This window comes from Paenibacillus sp. FSL E2-8871 (assembly GCF_038000345.1).
In the GTDB taxonomy this organism is placed as follows: Bacteria; Bacillota; Bacilli; order Paenibacillales; family Paenibacillaceae; genus Paenibacillus_AQ.
On the sequence record NZ_JBBOBV010000001.1, the window covers coordinates 6,622,225 to 6,644,364 of the forward strand.

24 protein-coding genes and 1 pseudogene are annotated in these 22,140 nt (G+C 41.1%); 22 read left to right on the top strand and 3 right to left on the bottom strand.

All coding sequences use genetic code 11. The annotated features are described in order from the left end of the window. Window positions 1-34: 34 nt before the first annotated feature. The 12 genes from NYE25_RS29555 (at window position 35) to NYE25_RS29610 (ending at window position 11,653) form a co-directional block, all read left to right on the top strand. Complete coding sequence (locus tag NYE25_RS29555) at window positions 35-715, top strand: response regulator transcription factor (protein WP_060624606.1); 681 nt, start codon at window positions 35-37, stop codon at window positions 713-715. Then, window positions 712-2,466 (top strand): sensor histidine kinase, encoded by a 1,755-nt coding sequence (locus NYE25_RS29560; RefSeq protein WP_340968355.1) that lies wholly within the window; start codon window positions 712-714, stop codon window positions 2,464-2,466. Before NYE25_RS29555 ends, NYE25_RS29560 begins: the two co-directional genes overlap by 4 nt. A 41-nt stretch (window positions 2,467-2,507) precedes the next feature. Continuing rightward, window positions 2,508-3,032: a CDP-diacylglycerol--serine O-phosphatidyltransferase gene (gene pssA / locus NYE25_RS29565; RefSeq protein WP_149645893.1), complete on the top strand. Its 525-nt coding sequence runs from the start codon at window positions 2,508-2,510 to the stop codon at window positions 3,030-3,032. 7 nt (window positions 3,033-3,039) lie between these two features. After that, window positions 3,040-3,534: a DedA family protein gene (locus NYE25_RS29570; protein WP_042186384.1), complete on the top strand. Its 495-nt coding sequence runs from the start codon at window positions 3,040-3,042 to the stop codon at window positions 3,532-3,534. 48 nt (window positions 3,535-3,582) lie between these two features. Continuing rightward, complete coding sequence (locus tag NYE25_RS29575; RefSeq protein WP_076301033.1) at window positions 3,583-4,599, top strand: AI-2E family transporter; 1,017 nt, start codon at window positions 3,583-3,585, stop codon at window positions 4,597-4,599. A 202-nt stretch (window positions 4,600-4,801) separates the two neighbouring features. Continuing rightward, window positions 4,802-5,020 carry a spore coat associated protein CotJA gene (locus NYE25_RS29580; protein ID WP_042186387.1) on the top strand — a complete coding sequence of 73 codons (219 nt, stop codon included), beginning with the start codon at window positions 4,802-4,804 and terminating at the stop codon, window positions 5,018-5,020. A gap of 3 nt (window positions 5,021-5,023) precedes the next feature. Then, window positions 5,024-5,290, top strand: coding sequence for a spore coat protein CotJB (locus NYE25_RS29585; protein ID WP_042186389.1), 267 nt, complete (start codon window positions 5,024-5,026; stop codon window positions 5,288-5,290). A 50-nt stretch (window positions 5,291-5,340) separates the two neighbouring features. Next, window positions 5,341-5,910, top strand: a complete 570-nt coding sequence (locus NYE25_RS29590; RefSeq protein ID WP_042186391.1) for a manganese catalase family protein — start codon at window positions 5,341-5,343, stop codon at window positions 5,908-5,910. A 183-nt stretch (window positions 5,911-6,093) separates the two neighbouring features. Beyond that, window positions 6,094-6,456 (top strand): MmcQ/YjbR family DNA-binding protein, encoded by a 363-nt coding sequence (locus tag NYE25_RS29595; protein ID WP_042193530.1) that lies wholly within the window; start codon window positions 6,094-6,096, stop codon window positions 6,454-6,456. Next, window positions 6,453-7,832, top strand: coding sequence for an MATE family efflux transporter (locus tag NYE25_RS29600; protein ID WP_341147531.1), 1,380 nt, complete (start codon window positions 6,453-6,455; stop codon window positions 7,830-7,832). The genes NYE25_RS29595 and NYE25_RS29600 overlap by 4 nt, the downstream gene beginning before the upstream one ends. 230 nt (window positions 7,833-8,062) lie before the next feature. Next, on the top strand, window positions 8,063-9,865 hold the full coding sequence (locus NYE25_RS29605) for an ABC transporter ATP-binding protein (protein WP_341147532.1): 1,803 nt from the start codon (window positions 8,063-8,065) through the stop codon (window positions 9,863-9,865). Window positions 9,866-9,868: 3 nt separating this feature from the next. Next, window positions 9,869-11,653 (top strand): ABC transporter ATP-binding protein, encoded by a 1,785-nt coding sequence (locus NYE25_RS29610; RefSeq protein ID WP_341147533.1) that lies wholly within the window; start codon window positions 9,869-9,871, stop codon window positions 11,651-11,653. 127 nt (window positions 11,654-11,780) lie between these two features. Here the strand turns inward: NYE25_RS29610 and pgmB are convergent, their stop codons facing one another. Beyond that, on the bottom strand, window positions 11,781-12,473 hold the full coding sequence (gene pgmB, locus NYE25_RS29615) for a beta-phosphoglucomutase (RefSeq protein WP_341147534.1): 693 nt from the start codon (window positions 12,471-12,473) through the stop codon (window positions 11,781-11,783). Between the two features lie 20 nt (window positions 12,474-12,493). Further along, window positions 12,494-14,782 (bottom strand): glycoside hydrolase family 65 protein, encoded by a 2,289-nt coding sequence (locus tag NYE25_RS29620; protein WP_341147535.1) that lies wholly within the window; start codon window positions 14,780-14,782, stop codon window positions 12,494-12,496. A 110-nt stretch (window positions 14,783-14,892) separates the two neighbouring features. Here NYE25_RS29620 and NYE25_RS29625 point away from each other — a divergent pair, with 110 nt between their 5' ends. The 7 genes from NYE25_RS29625 (at window position 14,893) to NYE25_RS29655 (ending at window position 18,364) form a co-directional block, all read left to right on the top strand. Then, window positions 14,893-15,660: an AraC family transcriptional regulator gene (locus NYE25_RS29625; RefSeq protein ID WP_341147536.1), complete on the top strand. Its 768-nt coding sequence runs from the start codon at window positions 14,893-14,895 to the stop codon at window positions 15,658-15,660. A 141-nt stretch (window positions 15,661-15,801) separates the two neighbouring features. Beyond that, window positions 15,802-15,939: an AraC family transcriptional regulator gene (locus tag NYE25_RS29630; RefSeq protein WP_076301039.1), complete on the top strand. Its 138-nt coding sequence runs from the start codon at window positions 15,802-15,804 to the stop codon at window positions 15,937-15,939. After that, complete coding sequence (locus NYE25_RS29635) at window positions 15,920-16,177, top strand: hypothetical protein (RefSeq protein ID WP_341125805.1); 258 nt, start codon at window positions 15,920-15,922, stop codon at window positions 16,175-16,177. The genes NYE25_RS29630 and NYE25_RS29635 overlap by 20 nt, the downstream gene beginning before the upstream one ends. Beyond that, window positions 16,164-16,667, top strand: coding sequence for a hypothetical protein (locus tag NYE25_RS29640; protein WP_076284167.1), 504 nt, complete (start codon window positions 16,164-16,166; stop codon window positions 16,665-16,667). Before NYE25_RS29635 ends, NYE25_RS29640 begins: the two co-directional genes overlap by 14 nt. Window positions 16,668-17,265: 598 nt before the next feature. Beyond that, window positions 17,266-17,448, top strand: a complete 183-nt coding sequence (locus NYE25_RS29645; RefSeq protein WP_341147537.1) for a hypothetical protein — start codon at window positions 17,266-17,268, stop codon at window positions 17,446-17,448. Between the two features lie 14 nt (window positions 17,449-17,462). Then, the gene (locus tag NYE25_RS29650; protein WP_341044531.1) at window positions 17,463-18,095 is read left to right on the top strand and encodes a hypothetical protein; all 633 of its coding nucleotides are present in this window, start codon (window positions 17,463-17,465) and stop codon (window positions 18,093-18,095) included. Between the two features lie 17 nt (window positions 18,096-18,112). Continuing rightward, window positions 18,113-18,364, top strand: coding sequence for a hypothetical protein (locus NYE25_RS29655; RefSeq protein ID WP_076284165.1), 252 nt, complete (start codon window positions 18,113-18,115; stop codon window positions 18,362-18,364). Between the two features lie 402 nt (window positions 18,365-18,766). On the opposite strand, the pseudogene NYE25_RS31360 reads toward NYE25_RS29655, so the two are convergent. Next, window positions 18,767-19,082 (bottom strand): annotated as a pseudogene (locus NYE25_RS31360) (transposase); the annotation flags it as partial. Window positions 19,083-19,472: 390 nt separating this feature from the next. Between NYE25_RS31360 and NYE25_RS29665 the strand changes: the two are divergent. The 3 genes from NYE25_RS29665 to NYE25_RS29675 are packed head-to-tail and all read left to right on the top strand — an operon-like array spanning window position 19,473 to window position 21,882. Next, complete coding sequence (locus NYE25_RS29665) at window positions 19,473-19,661, top strand: hypothetical protein (RefSeq protein WP_341147538.1); 189 nt, start codon at window positions 19,473-19,475, stop codon at window positions 19,659-19,661. Further along, window positions 19,633-21,450, top strand: coding sequence for a hypothetical protein (locus NYE25_RS29670; RefSeq protein ID WP_341147539.1), 1,818 nt, complete (start codon window positions 19,633-19,635; stop codon window positions 21,448-21,450). Before NYE25_RS29665 ends, NYE25_RS29670 begins: the two co-directional genes overlap by 29 nt. A gap of 18 nt (window positions 21,451-21,468) precedes the next feature. Next, window positions 21,469-21,882 (top strand): hypothetical protein, encoded by a 414-nt coding sequence (locus NYE25_RS29675; protein WP_341147540.1) that lies wholly within the window; start codon window positions 21,469-21,471, stop codon window positions 21,880-21,882. The last annotated feature ends 258 nt before the right edge of the window (window positions 21,883-22,140 follow it).

A 22,140-nucleotide genomic window follows, 5' to 3' on the forward strand; every position in this document is an offset into this window, starting at 1 on the left:
AATATTTATAAATGGTTTGAAAGCGGGGTCTAGATTGAAAAAGAAGCTTCTTCTCGTTGAGGATGAAATTCGTATTCGTGAACTGGTGTCTGATTACTTCATACAGAATGATTGGGAAGTACTCGAAGCCGATAATGGAATAGATGCATTGGTTTGGTTTGACTCACTGCTGCCGGATCTGCTGATTTTGGATATCATGATGCCTGCTATGAATGGCTTTGAAGTGTGCCGTGAAGTTCGTGAGAAATCAGCGGTACCCATCATTTTGTTAACCGCCAAGTCTACAGATGACGACAAAATCTACGGCTTTGAATTAGGAGCGGATGATTATGTTACAAAGCCATTTAGTCCAAAGGTGCTGGTAGCCCGGGCAAATGCACTTATGAAGCGTGTTGAAGGCTCCCATCAGCCTGAATCCAGCATAATAAAATTTGGTTCCGCGATGTTTAACACCTTAGCTCATCGCTTAGAGGTAGAAGATGCGGAAGTGGAGCTTACCCCTAAGGAATATGATCTTTTATGGCTTTTAATACGAAACAAAGGGATTGTCATTTCAAGGGATACGATCCTTAGTCGGATCTGGGGAATTGAATTTGAAGGAGATTCTAGAGTTGTGGACAGTCATATTAAAAAGCTGCGAAGTAAATTGGGTTATGAATCACGTTTTATTCGTACGGTGATTGGCACAGGGTACATGTTCGAGGAAGAGGCATGAGAAGACGGGGAATTACTTTTAAACTGTTTGTGATGACCGTTATCTTTTTCCTTTGCTTCTATGGCATGGTGATTCTAAGCCAACTGCTGTTGTTTGACAATTTCTATCAGAAGCAAAAAGAGAACCGCGTGGAGAAACATCTTAAGAGCTTTGCTGCAAGATATATAAGCGAGCCGTGGGGAAGCACTCGAACCTCCCAGGAGCTCGTTCGGTTTATGCTGCGGAATAAAACACAAATGGTTATTTTGAAGCTGGATGGAAAGATGAATTCGGAAGATCCATTTCATATAAAGTTAATCGATGATGATGGAAAGAGTATGGTTGTCTCTTTATCCCTGTTCATGAATCAGTACGGAGATGCGCTTAGAGCAGCGAACATTAAAGTAGATGATCAGCTCAGCATCGAAGGCGAACTACTGGATGAAGACAGTTCTTCACCCGCTATAATCTACCCTATAAGTATTACAAAAAAAGAGACCGGAACAATAGGGGATACGGAAGAGACTGGGATGATTCACGCTTCAGGTACTGTTACAGAAATTGTATTGCCTGATTTGAAAATATGGAATCCACGCCAGGGAATACTGTTTGAAGCTCTAGAGGAATGGTTTCCTTTGACACCGGCGCAGATAAACGACTTCAAGAATTTGAAAATACAGAAGCAAGACTGGATTGCTCCCTGGAGTGGGAGTCGCAATGCTGTGATTATTCTGCCCCTTAAGCAAAGTACCGGAGAAATTGAATTACTATTCACAGTGACCTCGTTACAGGAAGTTAAGGATTCTAATGAGGCGTTGCGTTGGTTCTTTTTATATTTGGGGATTGGCGGTATTGTCCTGATTCTGGTGCTTTCCCTCTTCTTTTCGAAAATGGTAACACGACCGCTGATTAAGTTAAACAACATAGCCAAACGGATGGTTTCTCTGGACTTTACAGGGGATACATCTATTCGGCAGAAGGATGAGTTAGGTAGCCTTTCTAACAGCATGTTCACCTTATCGCTAAGTCTGGATTCTGCTTTACGAGAGTTAAGAGAGGCCAATCAGCAGCTAGTTGAGGATATGGAGCAGAAACAAAGAATGGAGATCATGCAGCAGGACTTTTTTGCCAATGCCTCCCATGAATTGAAGACACCGCTCAGTATTATCAAAGGTTTTGCCGAGGGATTGGAAGACGGCGTTAGCGCCGGCAAGCAGGATCACTACATTAAGGTGATTATTGAGGAAGCAGATAAAATGGAGTTTCTTGTTAAAAATATGTTAGATCTAGCGCGGTTGGAGTCGGGCACGATTAAACTTCGGAAAACTTCCTTTATGTTAAGTGAACTGACGGAAAAGGTGACGGACAAGCTGGTTCACTTGCTGAGTGAAAAACATTTGGAGGTCATCATTATTCCTGCAAACGAATTACCGATATATGCTGATGTGAACTGGATCGAACAAGTTCTGCTGAATTTTATGACCAATGCTATCAGACATGCGGAAGAAAGAAGTTCTATCACCGTCAATATTGAGAGTCATGCCCAGACTATTGTATTCACTGTTCAAAATATAGGAGAATCCATCCCCGAAGATCAGCTAGAGCAAATCTGGGAACGGTTCTATCGGTCTGAGCCATCTCGCAGTCGAATGACGGGCGGTACAGGTCTGGGGCTTTCCATTGCGAAGCGAATATTAGATATGCACGCTTGTCTTTATACTGTGAAAAATACGGAGAACGGCGTCAGCTTTACTGTGACCTTTGAAGGTTAAACGGATCAACAAAAATACTACAATGAAAGGGGTGAAATCGTATGAAATTGAATTGGTTGCCTTCAATGTGCACACTTGCAAACTTGGGGCTCGGATCACTATCTTTGTATTTCACGATTCAAGAACGATACAGCCTGGCTTTATTAATGATATTGCTTGCGGCAATTTGCGATGTACTCGATGGATTACTGGCAAGAATACTGCAATGTACCAGTGAATTCGGTAAACAATTGGACTCATTGGCGGATATTATATCATTTGGTTTAGCGCCAACCTTCCTTATCTTATTGTATAGGTTAGAAGATGCTCACTGGATTGGACCTGCAGCTTCAGTTTTCTTTTTGATCTGTGGTGCACTTCGTTTGGCCAGGTTTAATCTATCGGCGCCTTCCAAAGGGTTCGTGGGGATGCCCATTACTGCTGCTGGAGTCATTCTGTCGATGATTTCTTTACTAGATGAACGCATGAAACCAGGACTGGTCATCGTATTAATGGCAATACTGTCTGTAATGATGGTCAGTCGTATTCCATTTCCGTCACTTAAAAAATCCTTCAACAGGAAGTGATACACCCATGCCTTGGATTATTGAGATCATTTCGCAGTACGGATATTTAGCCATATTTGCCCTTATGGCGCTTGGGATTATCGGACTTCCTGTACCGGATGAGGTGTTAATGCTGTTTGTAGGCTATTTATCCTCCGTTATGGTTTTGGACTTTTCACTTTCGGTATTAGTTTGTTTCATGGGATCTATCACAGGAATGCTTATCAGCTATACCATTGGTTTAAGACTAGGGCAACCTGTGGTAGAAAAATTCGGCAAGTGGGTTGGCCTTACACCCAAGCGTTTTGCCAGTATGAAAAGATGGTTTTTGCGGTTCGGCAACTGGGCGATTTTCATTGCCTATTTCATTCCCGGTCTGAGGCATGTATCAAGCTATATCTCTGGAATCAGTGCTATGTCTTTCAAAAAATATATACTCATAACGACTGCAGGAGCGCTAACCTGGTCACTCCTTTTTGTTTCCATCGGCTTTTTTGTGGGGGCTAAGTTTTCCTTTTTATAGCCAGTGGATGATCAGCAATATTAATCGCAATCGAATGGAGCAAGATCTATGAATGTATTGAAGCGATTCTACGCGAATATAACCACCAGGCGTTTTTTTATTCTCGCACTTATCGGGTTGCTGCTGTTCAGTATTCGAGGGATGCTTAATCTGGTGTTGCTGACGTTTTTGATTGCTTTTGTCATGAACAGCTTTCAGACATTGCTTAGTAAACGAATTGGTAAATTTATGAAGGTTAACAGTAAGGTGATTATTGTCATTTTATACCTCGCTTTAATCGCAGTGATTGCACTGGCCCTTGCTAAATATCTCCCTAAAGTATTGGAACAGATTAAGCAATTAACCATCTTCCTTACCAATCTCAAACCAGAAGATCTCCCGCAGAACAAGATTACATTGTATTTGTATGATATGCTCAGGGACCTTAACTATCAGTCCTACATCAAAAGAGGTATCGATTATGTGCTGAAGGTTAGCAACTGGGGTGCGACTTTCGTTATATCGACCATTCTAAGTTTTGTATTTATTCTGGAGAAGAACCGGGTTGTCAGTTTCACTTCTAGAATGAGAGAGAGCCGAATTGCCTGGTTTTATATAGATCTGGAGTATTTTAGCCGAAAATTCATCGTTTCCTTTGGGAAAGTAATTGAAGCGCAAATTCTCATTGCCTTATTCAACACCTGTCTTACTATTATTGGCTTGTGGCTGCTTAACTTCCCATATTTATTTGCCTTATCGATCTTGATTTTTCTGCTCAGTCTCATTCCGGTGGTTGGTTTTTTGATTTCGCTCATTCCGCTCTTAATCATCGGCTACAACATCGGCGGTCTGACAACAGTCACTTATGTGCTGGCGATTATTGCGATATTACATTTTATCGAAGGGTATTTCTTGAATCCCAAGTTGATGTCCACAAAAATGAATTTGCCGATGTTCTACACCTTTATCGTGTTGTTATTTTCTGAGCATTATATAGGTGTCTGGGGACTTCTTCTTGGCATTCCCATCTTTGTTTTTATGTTGGATATCCTTGAGATTACCCACGAAGATTCGTCAAAAAAGTGAAGTCTAGATCTTAATATTCAATAAGATCCAAATAATAAGCTGTTTTCGGTACTTTTCCGAAGGCAGCTTATTTGTTGTGCAATTGCATGACAAATCTTGCTCCAGTGCTTTTTTTATAAATAACGTTTTATAATGTGTCCTGCTGTCATAAGTTAGCTAAGGGAGTAATAAACAAGGAACAGGAACAAAGGAGGTACGAAAAATGGAATCACAGCTACGGAGGTATACCCCGTTTAGGGGCCCGTTTGATCCTTGCCCACCGGTACCATTCAAGACATATGTAGTTCCACCGAATCAGTTCATTAACTTTCAGCCACCCGATCTTCCGCAGTTTAGTTTACAGGAAGCTTTGAAGTATGGCACGCTCTGGCCAGCACTGTTCAGCCCGTATGAATCTAAGTGCAAAGGAGGAGGAAAGTAGACTATGGAGGCAAACCCTTGCGATCAACGATATTATGAAATGCTTGAACAGCTGCAGACTCTTGATTTTGCCTTGGTGGAGTTAAACTTATATCTGAACACTCATCCAGATGATTTAAGAAGTATTGAACAATTTAATCAGCTGACTCAGGAACGTACTAAGCTAGCGAATCAATTTCAGGAATTATATGGTCCGCTGCAGAATTTTGGTCGCGCTTATTCGAAATGTCCGTGGGAATGGAATCAGGCTCCTTGGCCTTGGCAGGTGTAAGAAGTGTGTACTGTAAGGAACTAAGTTTCTAGAGGAGGGGAAGTTCCCGAATGTGGATATATGAGAAGAAGCTGCAATATCCGGTACGGGTCGGTAAATGTGATATCCGGATGGCGCGTTATTTAAGTGAGCAATACGGAGGAGCCGACGGTGAGCTCGCCGCAGCCCTGCGCTATATGAATCAAAGATACACGATTCCGGATAAAGTTATTGGCGTTTTGAACGATATTTCTACAGAAGAATTCGCCCACCTCGAAATGATTGCCACGATGATCTACAAGCTGACAAAGGATGCATCGGTTTGCGAATTAGAGGAAGCTGGATTAGGACCGCATTTTGCAGCACATGATCATGCCTTGTTCTACAATAATGCCTCAGGCGTACCGTTTACAACGGCTTATATTCAAGCTAAGGGTGACCCGCTGGCTGATCTTTATGAGGACATTGCGGCTGAAGAAAAGGCTCGGGCTACATATCAGTGGCTGATTGACATGACGGATGACGTGGATCTGCAGGATAGCCTTAAGTTCTTGCGGGAGCGGGAGATTATCCATGCGATTCGGTTTAAAGAAGCCGTGCAGATTATTATTGATGATCGGAATCAGAAGCGGGTATTCTGAGAGAAGTTGTCGCATTACTATTATTTATATATTAATGAACTTTATGACCGCTCCTGATGGAGACGGTCTTTTCTCTGTTATAAATGATTGTGGGAACTGCTCGGGTGAACAAAATGATATAATTAAGAAACGTGGTTAATGGCAGAAATGATCAGATTGTTGATCAGCAAAGGAGAGAGAGAGTTGAAGAATAACATCATCGAATATTGTTTGAAAAAGAAAGGGGCGACTCAGGAGCATCCGTTTGGGCCTACTCCATTGGTCATCAAAGTGGCTGATAAAATGTTCGCACTTATTTTTGAGGAAACAGGGAAGGTTGTTCGCTTAAATCTAAAATGTGACCCGATCATTGCGGAGAACTTAAGAGAGCAACATGATTGCGTTCGACCAGGCTTTCATATGAATAAAAAACACTGGAATTCAATCATGATCGATGGTTCCTTGTCAGCGTCGGATGTCTTTGACATGATAGACCATTCCTACGATATGGTTGTCAAAAAGCTTCCTAAAAGCCTCCGTGAAGCTATATTGGAAATGAATAAATGAATAATCAAATGAAGGATCGTTTTGCCAACCAAAGTATACCCAAGCTTATTTTCTTATTGGCTATTCCTGCCGTTATAGCTCAGCTAATCAATGCCATGTACAGTGTAGTTGACCGGATGTTCCTCGGAAGAATGGAGGAGGGGGGAACGCTAGCCTTATCCGCTATAGGGATCTCTTTTCCGATTATTATGTTGATTTCAGCATTTGCAGCTCTAATCGGAGCTGGTGGGGCACCCCTAGCTTCCATAAAGATGGGCGAAGGAGAACATAAAAAAGCAGAAGAATTACTGGGAAGTTGTTTTACTATGCTGCTGATGGCATCCATAATCCTAATCGCTTTGTTTCTTATCTTTAAGTCGCCATTCTTAACGTTATTCGGGGCGAGTCACGATACATTGCCGCTAGCCGACGATTTTTTAAGCATTTACCTTCTAGGAACTGTGGCGGTGCTCATTTCTTTAGGATTGAATCCGTTCATTGCAGCACAAGGATACGCCAAAACAGCCATGCTCACGGTATGTATTGGAGCGGTTGTGAATATCGTCCTTGACGCCATTTTTATTTTTGAGATGAATATGGGCATTAAGGGTGCAGCGTTGGCAACTGTAATTGCCCAATTTATTTCGGCTATTTGGGTATTAGGGTTCTTAATCTCTAAACGAGCTCATCTGCGCTTGCGTCTATCGAATATGCGCATTAAACCTAAAGAAGCTGCAAGTGTACTTGCATTGGGGCTTTCTCCGTTTATTATGATGTCGACCGAAAGTTTAATTCAAATTGTATTTAACACGTCCTTAGCTAAATTTGGAGGCGATATGTACGTTGCTGCCATGGGGATTATGGGCACGCTGATGCAAATCTTTGGGACGTTGTTATCTGGTTTTGCGCAAGGGGCACAGCCTATTATTAGCTATAATTACGGAGCTCGCGATTACGTACGTGTAAAATCCACCATTTTATATTGCAGTGTTTTTTGTGCAGCTTTCGGATTGTCGATGTGGGGCGTGGCCATTTTTGTTCCGAAGCTGCCCATTATCATTTTTACCAATAATCCTGAGCTGGTGGATCTGACTGCTAGATTAATGAAGATATTTTTCCTTGGCACTTGTATTTTTGGTATTCAATTAGCGTTTCAACAAGTATTTATTGCTTTGGGACAAGCACGAGTTTCTATTTTTATCGCGATCTTGCGTAAGATTATCTTGCTTATTCCATTAGTACTTTTGCTCCCGATATTTATTAGCCCGAAAACAGATGCAGTGATTATTGCTGAGCCTATTGCTGATTTTTGTGCGGCACTGACTTGCTGTGTTTTATTTGGACTCACTATAAAGAAGCTTTTTAAAGATAGGTCTGATAAAGCTGGAATACTGTGAGGATGCCCGCAATGGCGAATAGAAGTCGGTGTTCTGAGGATGAAACTAAAGATTAAGGTTCTTGCTAGCTTCCGGCTAGCAAGAACCTTTTTATTTGTGATGCATGAATTCACCCGTTAATCCACCTAAAATAATACTGTTTATACTAATTTATTCATACTGTTTCCAAATAATAGTATTGATAAAATGTAATCAAGAAACATTTTAAATACTAAGGGGAACTTTATGTAATGAGAACAAAATCATTAACCTCCACTTGGACCAGCATTCGCTATGTCCTCTCCACATCATGGATTAACAGTAGACGTTCCATTATTTATTACTCTACTGTAACGCTTCTTTTAGCTGTGCAGCCCTTCCTTTTAATCCTATTCCCAAAATTTATTATAGATGAACTGACGGGACAGCAAAGACCTCAACATTTTATCTTCCTAATTTCACTGATGTTTTTAATACTGACTATCACTAGCTATTTTACAGGATATCTACAAAATTTGGGTTTAACTCAATTAATGAAAGTTGTATTTAAACAGATCCACGCCCACACTGCACAAAATATGAATGTTGACCTCAAAAATACAGAAGATCCCGGTTATCTTAATCAGATGGAGCAGGCCAAGTGTTCTCTACAAAGTGTGAAGAATGGGTTTCAGGGATTTTTTCATACATTTTTTTCATGTCTGGCTGGATTTCTTGCTTTTGCGGGCTATATCACTGTAATTGGAGGATTAAATTTTGCTGTTATTGTTTTTCTAATTGTAAGTATTGGGTGTTCTTATGTGTTTTCCCTACGTGCTAAACGTTATGAGTATGAACATGAACAACAACTTTCGGAATTGGAGAGGAAGAGAAAGTATTATTCGGATATTATGCAAGACTTTACTTTTGGTAAGGAAATTCGGATTAATTTCTTTAACAATACATTGGTCTCCCTATACCATTCAAGTGTTCAAAATAGACAGAAAATTCAGTCCTCAATCAGCAGCTCTTATTTTCAAAGTGAAATATTAGATATTTTGATCCGGTTATTCCGTGAGGGGATTGTATATGGTTATTTGGCGTATCTTTACCTTCATCACAGGATAACTATAGGTGATTTTGTGATGTACACAACTGCTGTCGCTGGATTTTCTGGCGTTCTTCAGGGATTTATGAAAGATTTAGCCCATCTGCGCACACAGAATTTATACATAGAGGAACTCCGTAACTTTTTAGAGATACCGCAAGATAAGCAGGGGGAAGGAGGTATGCATACACTCCCAACTGGCCCTTATTCGATAGAATTTAAAGAAGTTTCCTTTACTTATCCTGGTACTAGCCAGCCTGTGTTTAATAAAATATCCTTCATCATCCCTCCACATCAAAGACTTGCTATTGTGGGTCATAATGGTGCTGGCAAGACAACGCTTATCAAATTGTTATGCAGGTTGTATGAACCCGATGGTGGAGAGATTACGCTGAATGGAATCAATATCAAACATTTTGCTAAAACGGATTACTGGAGATTATTTTCTACGGTATTTCAAGAAATTCGCGTACTCGCTTTCTCATTAGCAGAGAATATTTCTCTAAAAGAACATAGAGAGTCTGACGCTTTAAGAATTCATGACAGTCTTGAAAAAGCGGGACTAAGCGAAAAAGTCGCCTCATTGAAATCAGGTATTCTCACCCCAATGCAAAAGTTTTTAGATGATCAAGGCGTTGAGTTCTCTGGAGGGGAGAATCAAAGAATGATGTTGGCAAGGGCGCTTTATAAGAATGGAGATTTGATTATTTTGGATGAGCCGACTGCAGCAGTTGATGCAATTGCAGAATTCAATCTGTATACAAGATTTAATGAAATGATCGGAGAGAGAACAGCATTATATATTTCCCATCGCTTGTCCAGCACACGGTTCTGTGATCAGATACTGTATATGGAGCAAGGAGAAATTGCCGAAGCGGGTTCTCACAGTGAATTGATGGAACGCAGAGGAAAGTACAATCAAATGTATCAGATTCAAGCACAATATTATAAGGGGAGTGATACCTAGCTTATGAATCCATTCCCTGCTCTGAAAAAGGATTGGCATGTGACCCTTTACTTTTTGAAGCTGGTACATTCCATGTCAAAATCTTATGTTCCGTTAATGGTAGTTTCTTCACTATGTAGCGCAATCTTTCCGTTTATAAACATTATCCTTCCCAAATATTTAATTGATGAATTGATGGGAGCTGGCCGCGAAATGAATATTATCCTTTGGATAGGAATTTTGGTGGCAGGTAATGCTGTCTTGGGGTTACTTCAGAGTTATCTTACTAAACAAATTGAACTGTCCAATTTATTGGTCATGGATAGTTTAGAGCTACATATTGGAAATCATATTATGAACCTGGATTATGAGAATTTAGAGAATTCCAAAGTGCTAGATCTTAAAGAACAGGCGCTTACTCCCATTAGGCAGCAGGATGTTATACGTAAAATGCTAGATAGTATGAAGATTTTGCTGCAAACAATGCTCTCCCTATTGGGACTAACGGCCTTAATCTCTACGTTAAACATTGGAATCATCGTGGTAATTATAGGGATGATTGTACTTAATACCTTTATCTTTAGGAAGTCGCAACAAGCTCAATTCAATTTTCATAAATTATTAGCTCCTCTGAATCGGAAATTTGGTTATTATTCCAAACTGGCTGTTGATTTTTCCATGGCTAAAGATGTCCGTTTGTTTGGGATGGCTCCTTATTTGCTGAATAAAGTGGATGCATATCATAATGAAAGCGTTCGTGGTTTTGGAGGGCTTTACGAAAAAGTGGGGAGATATAAGGGACTGACCAGTGTTAATCTTCAATTGCAAATGGTCATTATCTACGCCTACATGGTTGTGAAAGTAGTTACGGGGAAAATTCAAATTGGTGGTTTTGTTATGTATATCTCCGCCGCCAATAGCTTTTCTACGCAAGTGTCTCTGGGAATGAATGCTTATGTTGATTTTCGCCAAATGTGTAAGTACATTAAGGTGTTTAGAGAATTTGAAAGTCTAAGTCCAACAATGAAAAGCGGAGAAGAGCGTCTTGAGAAACTTATGAATGTTGAGATTGAATTTTGTAATGTGTCTTTTAAATATGCGGGAAGTGAGACCTATTCATTGAAAAATGTGTCAATGACCATAAAAAATGGAGAGAAATTAGCCATAGTAGGTCAAAATGGCGCGGGTAAAACGACTTTTATTAAACTGCTGTGCAGATTGTATGAACCTGATTCAGGTGCGATTTTTCTGAATGGAAGATCCATTCGAGAATATCGATATGATGAATATATGAAAATCTTAGGCGTAGTATTTCAAGATTATAAGTTATTTTCATTTTCTATCAAAGACAACTTATGCTCGATGGATAGCGAAACATCAGAAAAAGAAATGGAAGAAATGCTTAATCAAGTAGGATTGGAAGCAAAAATGAAAGGTTTGGACAAAGGACTAGATACACAGGTATTTAGAATCTTTGATGAAAAAGGCATAGACTTTTCGGGTGGTGAAAGTCAGAAGATTGCAATTGCTAGGGCTTTACTCAAAAAGCCACCTATTCTTATTTTGGACGAGCCTACAGCTGCGTTGGACCCTTATGCGGAGTTTGAGATGTACAACAACTTTAATCTTTTGGCAGCAAATCATACTGTTATTTATATCTCACATCGTTTATCTGCTTGTAAATTCTGCGATAAAATCGCACTTTTTAACAATGGTGAATTGCGCGAATACGGTCCACATGATCAATTGTTGAAAGACCAACAAGAGTATAGTTCGATGTGGAAAGCGCAAGCACAATATTATCAATAGGTTATTGATGATCGAAATCAGAAGCGGATTTTCTGAAAAGTATATTTTAAACAAAAGCCGGCAAGCTTCCCTTAGGAGCTTGCCGGCTTAGTTCGTAACTTACATATATTTAGACTGGGATTCCCGATTATTTAGTTACTCTATTCTTATTACCGAATTGCTGGTTTAGCTCGGAGTAGTTAAGTTCAGCAGTGTTGTTCAAGTTCATATCAGCGATGGACAAGCTCTCCTGTATGGAGATATATACAGCGAACATACCTGCCGCTCTGATCGCTTCTACCCCGGCGACTGCGTCTTCTACCCCGACGCAAAATTGCGGATCTACACCAAGCGCATCGGCGGCGGTCAGGAACACTTCCGGGTCTGGTTTGTTGCGAGCAAGCTTGGCTGCATCTACAATAACTCCGAAGTCTTTCTCCATACCTAGAAGGCGGATAACTGTAAAGGCATTTTTACTAGCGGAGGCAATGCCAGTCTTCACTCCGTGGTCCTTCAGCTCGGCGAGCAATTCAGAAATACCAGGCAGCACATCGGCTGGGGTTACCTGCTGAATGAGTTGCTGATAAAACTCATTTTTGCGGGTCGCCATCTCCTCCATCTTTTCGGGAGAGTAGGTGTGCGGAGTTGCCGCTTGTCCAAGTAGCAACTCCAGTGAGGCTATGCGCGATACACCTTTGAGGTTCTCATTGAACTCTCGGGTGAACGGGAGGCTCAGCTCTTTCGCAATCATGCCCCAAGCCTGATAATGATATTCTGCGGTATCGGTAATAACGCCGTCTAGATCAAAGATTACGGCTTGAATTTGAGATGTTGCATTCATTGTGTTTCGCTCCTTATGAATTAGGCTTGCAGCGCCTGAGTTACCGGCTTCTCGTTGCCCAGAGTTACCGATTGGCCGTAGAGCGTAAGTTCAAGGGCTTCACCCTCTAGCAGTTCAAGCTCCACACCTTCCTCGCGAATGGTTACAGCAATGAGGCGGCCGCGGAAGGTGAGGCGGAAGTTATATTTCTGCCAGCCCGCAGGTAGGGACGGAGCGAGCGACAGGCCATTTTCCTTGAGACGTGTTCCGGCAAAACCGTACACAATAGCCATCCACGTTCCACCCATATTGGCGAGATGTAATCCGTCTTTAGTGTTTCCGTGCGTATTGTCGAGATCGAGCCGCGCTGTCTCTATAAAATAGTTATACGCTTTGTCCTTATACCCGATCTTCGAAGCCATAATGCTGAATATGCAAGAGGACAAGGAGGAATCATGGGTAGTGATTTGCTCATAATAATCATACGACTTACGAATGGTCTCATGCGACTGCTCGTCTTCCAGCAAGTAATGAGCCAGTACAGTATCGGCTTGCTTGCAGACCTGATAACGGTATAGCGTGAGTGGATGGTAATGCAGCAACAACGGATGTTTCTCCGGTGGTGTATTCTCGAAATCCCAGACCGCTTTGCGTAAAAAAGTATCATCCTGCGGATTAATGCCCAGCTTCTCGTCGTAAGGAAGCAGCATGGCATTCGCCGCCTTCAGCCAGCTGTCTGCTTCTGGTCCAGTTACATGCAGGCGCACACACAAAGCTTGGAATGCAGCCTCGTCATATTCTTGAAGTCGCGCAAAACTGCGTGCGGCCCATTTTAAATTATGTTTGGCCATTACATTGGTGTAATAGTTGTTGTTCACAAGACATGTGTATTCGTCCGGTCCAGTCACTTCATCGATGTGAAACTTGCCTTCGTAGTAATGACCGATCTCCATCCAAAGCCGCGCTGTCTCAAATAGCACCTCGGCGCCGTATTGGAGCAAGAAGGCGTCATCTTCTTCCGCTAGATGGTATTGGATATAGCTGTAGGCTACATCGGCGCTGATATGATATTGAGCTGTACCGGATGGGAAGAAGGAGGAACATTCCGTACCTGAAATCGTCCGCCATGGGAACAATGCACCTTGGGCGTGACCCATCTCTTTAGCACGTTCCCTTGCCTCCTCCAGCTTGGAATACCGGTATAATAGGAGCTGCCGGGCCAAGTCAGGCGAAGTCATTAGGAACACAGGGAACATATAAATCTCCGTGTCCCAGAAATAATGGCCTTCGTACCCTTCACCGGATAAGCCTTTAGCGGAGATGTTGCTATGCGCGTCGCGTCCGGCTGATTGCAGCAGCTGATAAAGGTTGAAACGTATGCCCTCCTGAAGCGACAAGTCGTTCTCAATGACTACATCGGAACGCTTCCAAAAGTCAGCCAAATAATGCGCCTGCTGTTCCAGCATGTCTTCAAAGGAGAGGTGCTTCAATGATTCCTGTACCTGAATACCGGTATCCACAAGCATTTGTTCATGTCGTAGTGTATCGGTATAGACATTCCATTTGGTCAGCGATAGTGGCCCAGACAAGGAGGAGGTTGCAGTCACTGTAGGATCGGTTTCTCCTGCCTGAGTTTCAACCTGCCAGTCACCTACCCATTCATGACGGGTGACACAGGAGGTTCGCAGACCCGAAGCCATCGTCTCATTCTCCAAGCATACATATTCACCCCGAGCTTCGCACGCTACTACGCTCAGTCGTTTGGAATGTCCTGCAGCTACACGCGGGTCATTCGGGTTCGTATAGTTGCTAACATCGCCATTTACACGAGATACAACTTGGATTGGACCGGTGAAATTGACAGGCTCAACAGTCAGATGAATGGCAAAAAGTTCACGGGTAGTGAAAGAAACGAGTCTACGAAAATGCAGCTTGAGTTCTTTACCAGAGGGGGATTTCCAGTGGATTTTACGCTCCGAATAACCCTTGTCCAGATGGAGGTTACGCTCATAGGCGAGGACACTCTCTGCTGTAAGTGCAAATGGCTCCATATCTTCGCCTATATAAATATTTATCCCTTGGGAATCTATAATATTAACCAGTTTTTGCTGGGTACCTGGAAAGGCGAATAGCTTCTCCCCATAGGGAATGTCAATCACATCGTGAAAGGCGTTCAAATATGTTCCGCGGATACTGCGGATTTCTTTATCGGAATACCCTTCTTCAAAATTGCCACGCACGCCCAAATATCCATTCCCCAGCGCAAAAATACTTTCTAAATTCAGTAGGGTATCTGCCGACAATCCCTGATTGGCAATGCTCCAGCTCATGCTTATGTTTCCTCCCTTGATGGTTATGAATTGAATTTTAAGTCCGAAAGGGCTAGAATTATACTAAATTATTTAGGATATTATCAAAATTTTTAGGTGAGGTAACAAGTATGGATCAACTTAAAGGACAACATAAACTACCGGAATATTGGTCCACACGTTCTGTGGATCTGTCAGAGGGATTTGTCCATCCTCCGCTGGATTATGAACAAGAGCTTTTGGAAGCTATCCGACTTGGTGACGAGAACCGGGCACTGGAAGCACTGCATAGAATTAACGCAATGGAAGCTGCTACGCTAGCCCGATATCCGCTGCGCTCCAAGAAAAACGCTATGATTGCATCCTGCACCTTGTTTACACGTGCGATTATCCGGGGTGGTGTTGACCCTGAGACCGCTTTTCAGCTGAGTGATACGTTCATCCGTGCGGTGGAAGCTACGACGGAGATTGAGGCACTTCATCGATACGAATATGAAATGGTCCTGCAATTCATTACAGTGATGCGCCAGCAGAAGGAGAACCTTCACTATTCACATATTGTCAATTTATCCGTATATTTTATACGCGAGCATCTGTTTCAAGATTTGAGCCTTAGCCTGATCTCCCGGCATGTTGGTGTGCATCCCAGTTATTTGTCCGACCGCTTCAAGCGTGAAACGGGTATGCCGCTCACGGAATTTGTCAACCGGCGTAGAATTGAGGAATCGCAGTCGATCCTCATTCACACGAATCAGTCTATTTCCGAAATCGCTTTGATGTTTAAATTTTGTAGCCAAAGTTACTATACACAGTTATTTAAAAAATACACTGGCTTGACCCCCAAGCAGTTTCGTCGGGATGGTGGAGCAATTACGAAATGTGAGAAATTGAATCATTAACGATCCCTAAAATTTGCTGTCCATGCTCCCTGGTTGGGTAATGGATAGCTCTTTTTACGTTTCAGCTTCAATAGCCAAACTCGCCTTTGTCCGCTATAAATGAGATTATAAATCCACTAAATAAGTAAGAGAGACGATCAGATGGCCATTTATTTGGAATTCCCACGACTGGATAAAGCCTTTCCTTACCGCTGTATTGAGAACGATGGCAGTATATTAACTACACCACATTGGCATAAGGAAATGGAAATTATCTGGATTGTTAAAGGGAAAGCTTGAAAATAAACGTTTTAAGGCTCTTCCAAATGGTTTGACGCTTAGAATGAAAAGGGGACCAAACGGTTGGAGTGTCCCATATTACGATGTAAGGGATATTTTTGCAGACATTCAAAATTCATTTAGGAATAATCCTGAAATAATGCGGATTAATAGAGAACAAGGGTATGCTAAAGTAAACGATATGTTGATAGAAGAAATAGCTAATAAAATTGGAGGAATCTATAGTGTTTTCAAATAATGATGAAATCGGCCTAAAAAGAGATTTATACGAACAATCAAAACCTGGGATGATCGATACTTCATCGCTAAGCCCTAATTGGTTTACTTTTATTGATCATGAATGGGATGCACTACAAAAAGATTTCTTTGAAAAGCCTCTCGATGGTTTGTTAGTTGATCTAATCTTGATATTTAGAAAAGGGAATCCCAATTACATCAATTTAGGCAGTCTATTCGGCATTGAAAAAAAGAGAGTTGAAGACAAGAAAAAGATTATCTACAGTGTTAATCAGGTGAATCGGAAGGGAAATGACATTACTAATGTTACAATGTTTCTTGATCCTGATAGCCATAAAATCACAGAGATTTATATATATGTACAAGTATTACCTCAAATGAATGAACTCAAATGTAGATTAGAGGAGAGTTATTCTGATTTACTTGTTAATGTTAGCAATGAGTTTGTGGTTATTGATAATGATTTTAAATTAATAATTAAAAGTGATTAAGTAAAAATAAATCACAATGCGAGCTAACCACTGTGTTGTGATTATTTTTTTATTAACAGATACATAGGAGGTTATAAAATAACCCGTTATCAAAGATATGGGCATTTGTTATTCAAGATCCCACCCAGTGCCGAAGGAACCCATTATTCAACCGGTAACACACTTAACCTATGTAATACCCGTATAGAGATTTAGTCATTTCCTTTGTACGCACATCAACTCTTGAATTTTATAACTTAAATAATGCAATAGCGTTACGTCTAGCAGGTTGATTATGGTCAGATACCACCATAGTTAACCTGTTTTTTATTATGTTCGCTTTCTTGCGGTTACTTCAAATTTATCGCAATTGTAGATTAACCTGCAGCGATTGATTAAAAAGAACGGAGGGTCAAGCAAAACCCGAGGATTCTAAAAATGCCTTTTATAAATCGATAGACAGTTTTAAAGAGATTGGACGGGTTTTTTAGGTACATTAAGAACTCGTGCGGATAAGGCCACAGACTCCCCCTATGACTTTTTCAACTGGTTGACATTAGGGATAGCAGGAGATATCCCGGTCAGGATATATGAAGCAGCCAAAGATCGATCAGAGCATATGTTTGATTCAAAGGAGAAGTTTGCGGATTGGTTAACACTGGGAACAGTGGAGATGGCGAAAGGAGCATTTAATCCAGACGAAGCATGGTCAGCGGATCATTGGCTCAACAGTCTGGGAATGGTAACGTTGTTGTATGGTCCGGTAGAAAAATCTTTGCTTCCACAGGAGGCGGAGGTCTAAAGCCTCCCAAAGGATTGGATTCTGTAAAAAGTTTTGAGATACAAAAACCGTTGCCGTCATTCAGCATAAATGAAGATTTTCAATTCAAGATAAATAATCTAGATATAGATACCCCGGCACTTCCACAGACTCCGATGCAAATCAATTTTAAGAATGAAATGGACCGGATATTAAGAGAGAAGATGGAAGGGAAAAGTGACAGTAATCATTCAATAAAGGATGTAGAAGTAAAGGCGGTTGAGGGGACGGGTAAAGTTCAGACAGGTGGGAAATCTGATATTTTTGACCCGGATGAATATTTAAGAAATCTTGATAAAGCCGATGAAATGTACGATACTTTTAGGAGTTCAACCACGGATGTAGCATCAATAACAAGAAATACTGGTATGAAGGATAGTAGGGTTCAGAGAATAAAGGAGCATTTGTTTATCAAAGAACATATAAAAGACCATGGTGTTGGGCGCTTTGATGCTGATTATGATATTGCTCAAGCTTGGGAACGACTACAAAAAGGGACGTACAATCAAAGTGATATAGATTTACTAAATCATGAATTGTTTGAGTCGAGATTCGAAGGAATCTTCAAAACAAATTATAGGACAGCACATGATAAAACTTTAGAATCAGGTCGTCCGTGGAATCCATAATAAGGAGGAGACATATATTGGCTTCATTCGTTTTGTTACTTAAGGAAATGGAAGATGAGGAAAAGGTTATTTATAAATTTGGTCCGAATGAGATTGTTATGGGGAGAATTGAATTAAATAAAATAACAAGGAAGTTTGCCGAATTAGACCCGATTCCTGACCCGAACATTTCAACAAAATTTTATTTCGATAGAGCAGCACAAAAGTTATCAGTTTGTTTCATTAGGGAAAATGGACATTTCCCCGATAGAACTACATTTGAATCTTAATGTTAATGAAAACCTTGATTGGCTTCGTGCGTTTCAAGGTTTTTTTCATTGGTGGGACTACCCAGTGCCGAATGAACTTATCATCCACCCAATAACACAAATAACCCATGTAATACCTGTTTGAAGATTTCTCCCTTTCGGTTGTACGCACATAAGATGCTTTAATTTTATAACTTAATAACGCTATTCCGTTGCAATGAACAGGTTGATTATGGTCAGATATCACCATGATTGACCTGTTTTTTATTATGTTCGCTTTCGTACCTTTAAAGAAGGATAGTACGACAACTATAGCAAAGGTGAAAGCAAAGAATAGGACTTTGTCCGCAACTTAATGGACACGTGTAACGATGATTACGATGCAGAAAAGAAGTCTGGTGACGACCAGTCAACATATACAGGTAAGGTAACTAATTTGTTCTTCGATGACGTTTTGTGCGATGGATGCTTTTTAACGACAAGAGGCTCAAACTACCATAGACAGTCTCGAGGGATAACGATTTCCTGCTCTCCATACTCACTGACTACCGTTTTCCGACTCTTTCCGTGGAGACTGTTTGGTGTGAGCTTCGCCCTGACTTCATGCTTGCCATAGCCCAAATGAGTATCCATTTCGGCTTCTAACATCTCTTGAATCGTTTCGGTAAAATAGATCCTTTAAGGCATTCTGCTCATTTTTTGTAGAAACCAAATTACTTTCCTTGAAAAACTCCCGCAATTGTTGTTTTGTCCAAAGTCACATGTGTTTTCCCAACCCTTCTATTATTTTCATTTTAAGTACTTCGAAGAATTTCTAACAATGTTAATTGAATAATATAAAGCATCAGATACAAGAATCAATCCTATGCGTTCTGTTCAACAGGTTGAATATAGGGAGCTACCACTATAATCAACCTGTTTTTGTGCTGTCTACTTATTCTTATAGCAGTAATTAGAATTAAAAAAATTTAAAGAAAGGATTTAAAGTAAAATAATGGGAAGTTAAGCCGATATATAGGTGTGCGCTCCAAATACTTAAGTTTTTAAAGATGAAGTAGTACATAAAGACCTGTGGGGTCGAAGAAAGTAGTGCATTGGATGGTCTAAGTGTAAGAACTGGAGGTCATAAATGGCATTGGACAAAATGGTATTTAAAGAAGATGAAGTCGAACGCCTGCAGACAAAAATGAGACAGGTAAGCCAAGATACCAACCGGCTGTACTTGCAGCTGAGAGGTCAGACCAATAACTGGGGTGGTATTCCGCTGGGTTCATCCGCTGGGTTCAGATTTGATACGAGCTCAGACACTTATCAATGAACTGACGGTAGAAGCTGAAAAGCTTGAAGATATTATTCGTTATGCAGTAAAAGGTGTTCAAGGTGCACAGGATGAGAACAAGAGGCAGGCTAATCAACTTTTTCAGCAGCTTGGTACTCTTGGAGGGATGTTCGGAAAACTTGGGGGAGGCAGTGCAAGTGGACAGTTTCCGATCCCAACGTATGCCCAGAAGATAGTCACGAAACTGATCACCTCGGTTGCTGCTTTAATGGGACGGGATGAGTTGAATAGCGATCCTTTGGTGCAGAAACTCCAAACAACGGTTAAGAATTCCGGACTGGGAACGATCGACTCTATTGCAGCCCATAGCAAGCTGAAGGATATCTACCAGGCACGGGATCAAATCGCAAAAGCGCAGACCGCATATAAAGTATATCAAGCGTTTGGAAACAAGACTCAAATGGACGCAATGCATAAGCTGGCGGAAGACGCACGCCAAAAGCTGAAATATCTAGGCATAGACGAAGTCCATTACCAAACAGGTAAGGATCTAAGCGGTTATTTCAAGAAACCAGTGGTTAAGGCGTGTGATTATGATCCGTCGATTACCAGCAGCAGCGTACCATTAGTCCAGAATGAATCGTATATGCTGATGCTCCGAATGGCGATGGAACCAGGAGATCAGGGAGCCTGGGCTAAGCGCCAACTCGTAGGGGAACGACTGAATATACCGCCGATGGAGCTTCCAGATGGGACACCGATTACCGCATATAACAATAAAAATGAGATAACACTCAACTATTTTAATGCGCATGTATTAAAACCTAACGAGACCAATTCGTTATCGGCATATTATTCGTGGTTGGAATCAACCTACGGAATGACCGAATGGCGGAAAAAAGTAGTACAAGCGGATGCGGTTACGCGGGCATTTGTAGGATCTCTTATCGAGGAAACCGTTATGGGTGTAGTGGATACAGTGACGTTTACATTCCATTTTGTCATAGACCCGGAGAAGACGACACAGGAAATGGCAGATACAGCATCTTATCTCATGCAACATCCAGAAGTATTGGCAGAAGCAGCGAAGAAGATGTATCATAACTTTAATGAGGGAACGCCGGAGGAAAAGGCTTCCATGCTGGGTGCAGCTGCTTCTGTATTGGTACCGGGGCTATCTGTGACTAAGGGTATAAAGGTAGGAAAAGTGGCCGATGGGGTACAAGATTTTGCCACTAAAGCGATGGAAGGCGTGAAAGACCTTAATAAAGTCCTTCAGAATTCCGGTCACTTGGCTGAACTCCCGAAATTCAAGCCATTTTTAAGCACGCCAGAAGGTGTGCCTTTCAGTGTAGGAAAGATCCCCATGGATTCGAATCCACTGCCCAAAACATTTGTGCAGGAGCATTATATAAATGAGATGAATGGGTTTGGGGATGTGAAAGGTGGTAAGATTGAGGGGACGGGACAAACTGCCAATAATTTTAAATGGGGAAATCCTAAAAGTACTCCCACGTATGGTCATACTTTTTCAGAGCACGGTGCTAAGAAAAATCCAAATCAGCTTATAGATAGAGCCAGAGGGAAGGGACATCAAATCAGCCAATGGCTTGATGAGAACAGTGCGGCAGATTTTCTTGCAGAGGTGGCGAAAAAGGGCCCTGGTGTTCATAAAATTCCATTACCATCATCTATTAAGTCCAGAGGATACTTGCCAGATGGTACTGAAATAAAACCTGATATGGCTAGAGTGATAGTGAAAGAGGATGGTGGAATTAGGTCTGCTTTTCCATATAGCAGTGCTCATCCTTCAGGAATAGGAAAATAATAAAAAGGAGCAATAACCATGGAGAATGTATACCCGGAGTATGTTACTAAGAGTGCTGTAGAAGGTCTTGTAAAGAAAATTAAATTACCGGCTCCTGATGAATTTTCACAAGACTGGGAATATGAAGTGTCGGACTCTTCAAGAATAACCGAATTCTTATACGCCTATGAAAATATCGAATTAAACATAGAGGAAAAGTTTGCTTTAATGATTATTATTATTTCATCATTCAATGATGCTATATTAGAAAATAAGGCTGAGAAGAGTTCGGCTAGTCTGATCAGATATCATCTTCTTCAAGATATTAGTATTCATAAGAATACTATTTATTATTGGTCGATGTTGGATGAGGATGATCAGGAAAATTGTCATGCTGTAACATCTTTCATGAGGGAGATTGCATATGTCGCCAAATTAGATGGTCGAGACTAGAGTTGTTAGAGGTAATTAATTTAGCTTAGGCTTATTAAGGTTTTTTCTTCGTTGGGAGCTACCCAGTGTCGAATGAACCCATCATTTAATAAGTAACTCATATAAACCATTTAATACCCATATAAAGATTTCATTATTTCGTTTGTACGCACAATAATGCTTGATAATTTATAACCTAATTAACGCTAAAGCGTTACATAGAACAGGTCAATTATGGTCAGATACCACCATGATTGACCTGTTTTTTGTTACCTTTGT

What these genes read in the sequence shown, in the direction of transcription:
- NYE25_RS29605 (WP_341147532.1), top strand. Translation starts at nt 8,063, where the DNA reads ATGAGAACAAAATCATTAACCTCCACTTGGACCAGCATTCGCTATGTC.
- NYE25_RS29675 (WP_341147540.1), top strand. Translation starts at nt 21,469, where the DNA reads ATGGAGAATGTATACCCGGAGTATGTTACTAAGAGTGCTGTAGAAGGT.
- NYE25_RS29570 (WP_042186384.1), top strand. Translation starts at nt 3,040, where the DNA reads ATGCCTTGGATTATTGAGATCATTTCGCAGTACGGATATTTAGCCATA.
- NYE25_RS29645 (WP_341147537.1), top strand. Translation starts at nt 17,266, where the DNA reads ATGTTTGATTCAAAGGAGAAGTTTGCGGATTGGTTAACACTGGGAACA.
- NYE25_RS29590 (WP_042186391.1), top strand. Translation starts at nt 5,341, where the DNA reads ATGTGGATATATGAGAAGAAGCTGCAATATCCGGTACGGGTCGGTAAA.
- NYE25_RS29560 (WP_340968355.1), top strand. Translation starts at nt 712, where the DNA reads ATGAGAAGACGGGGAATTACTTTTAAACTGTTTGTGATGACCGTTATC.
- NYE25_RS29625 (WP_341147536.1), top strand. Translation starts at nt 14,893, where the DNA reads ATGGATCAACTTAAAGGACAACATAAACTACCGGAATATTGGTCCACA.
- NYE25_RS29600 (WP_341147531.1), top strand. Translation starts at nt 6,453, where the DNA reads ATGAATAATCAAATGAAGGATCGTTTTGCCAACCAAAGTATACCCAAG.
- NYE25_RS29580 (WP_042186387.1), top strand. Translation starts at nt 4,802, where the DNA reads ATGGAATCACAGCTACGGAGGTATACCCCGTTTAGGGGCCCGTTTGAT.
- pgmB (WP_341147534.1), bottom strand. Translation starts at nt 12,473, where the DNA reads ATGAATGCAACATCTCAAATTCAAGCCGTAATCTTTGATCTAGACGGC.
- NYE25_RS29620 (WP_341147535.1), bottom strand. Translation starts at nt 14,782, where the DNA reads ATGAGCTGGAGCATTGCCAATCAGGGATTGTCGGCAGATACCCTACTG.
- NYE25_RS29610 (WP_341147533.1), top strand. Translation starts at nt 9,869, where the DNA reads ATGAATCCATTCCCTGCTCTGAAAAAGGATTGGCATGTGACCCTTTAC.
- NYE25_RS29665 (WP_341147538.1), top strand. Translation starts at nt 19,473, where the DNA reads ATGGCATTGGACAAAATGGTATTTAAAGAAGATGAAGTCGAACGCCTG.
- NYE25_RS29585 (WP_042186389.1), top strand. Translation starts at nt 5,024, where the DNA reads ATGGAGGCAAACCCTTGCGATCAACGATATTATGAAATGCTTGAACAG.
- NYE25_RS29575 (WP_076301033.1), top strand. Translation starts at nt 3,583, where the DNA reads ATGAATGTATTGAAGCGATTCTACGCGAATATAACCACCAGGCGTTTT.
- pssA (WP_149645893.1), top strand. Translation starts at nt 2,508, where the DNA reads ATGAAATTGAATTGGTTGCCTTCAATGTGCACACTTGCAAACTTGGGG.
- NYE25_RS29630 (WP_076301039.1), top strand. Translation starts at nt 15,802, where the DNA reads ATGGCCATTTATTTGGAATTCCCACGACTGGATAAAGCCTTTCCTTAC.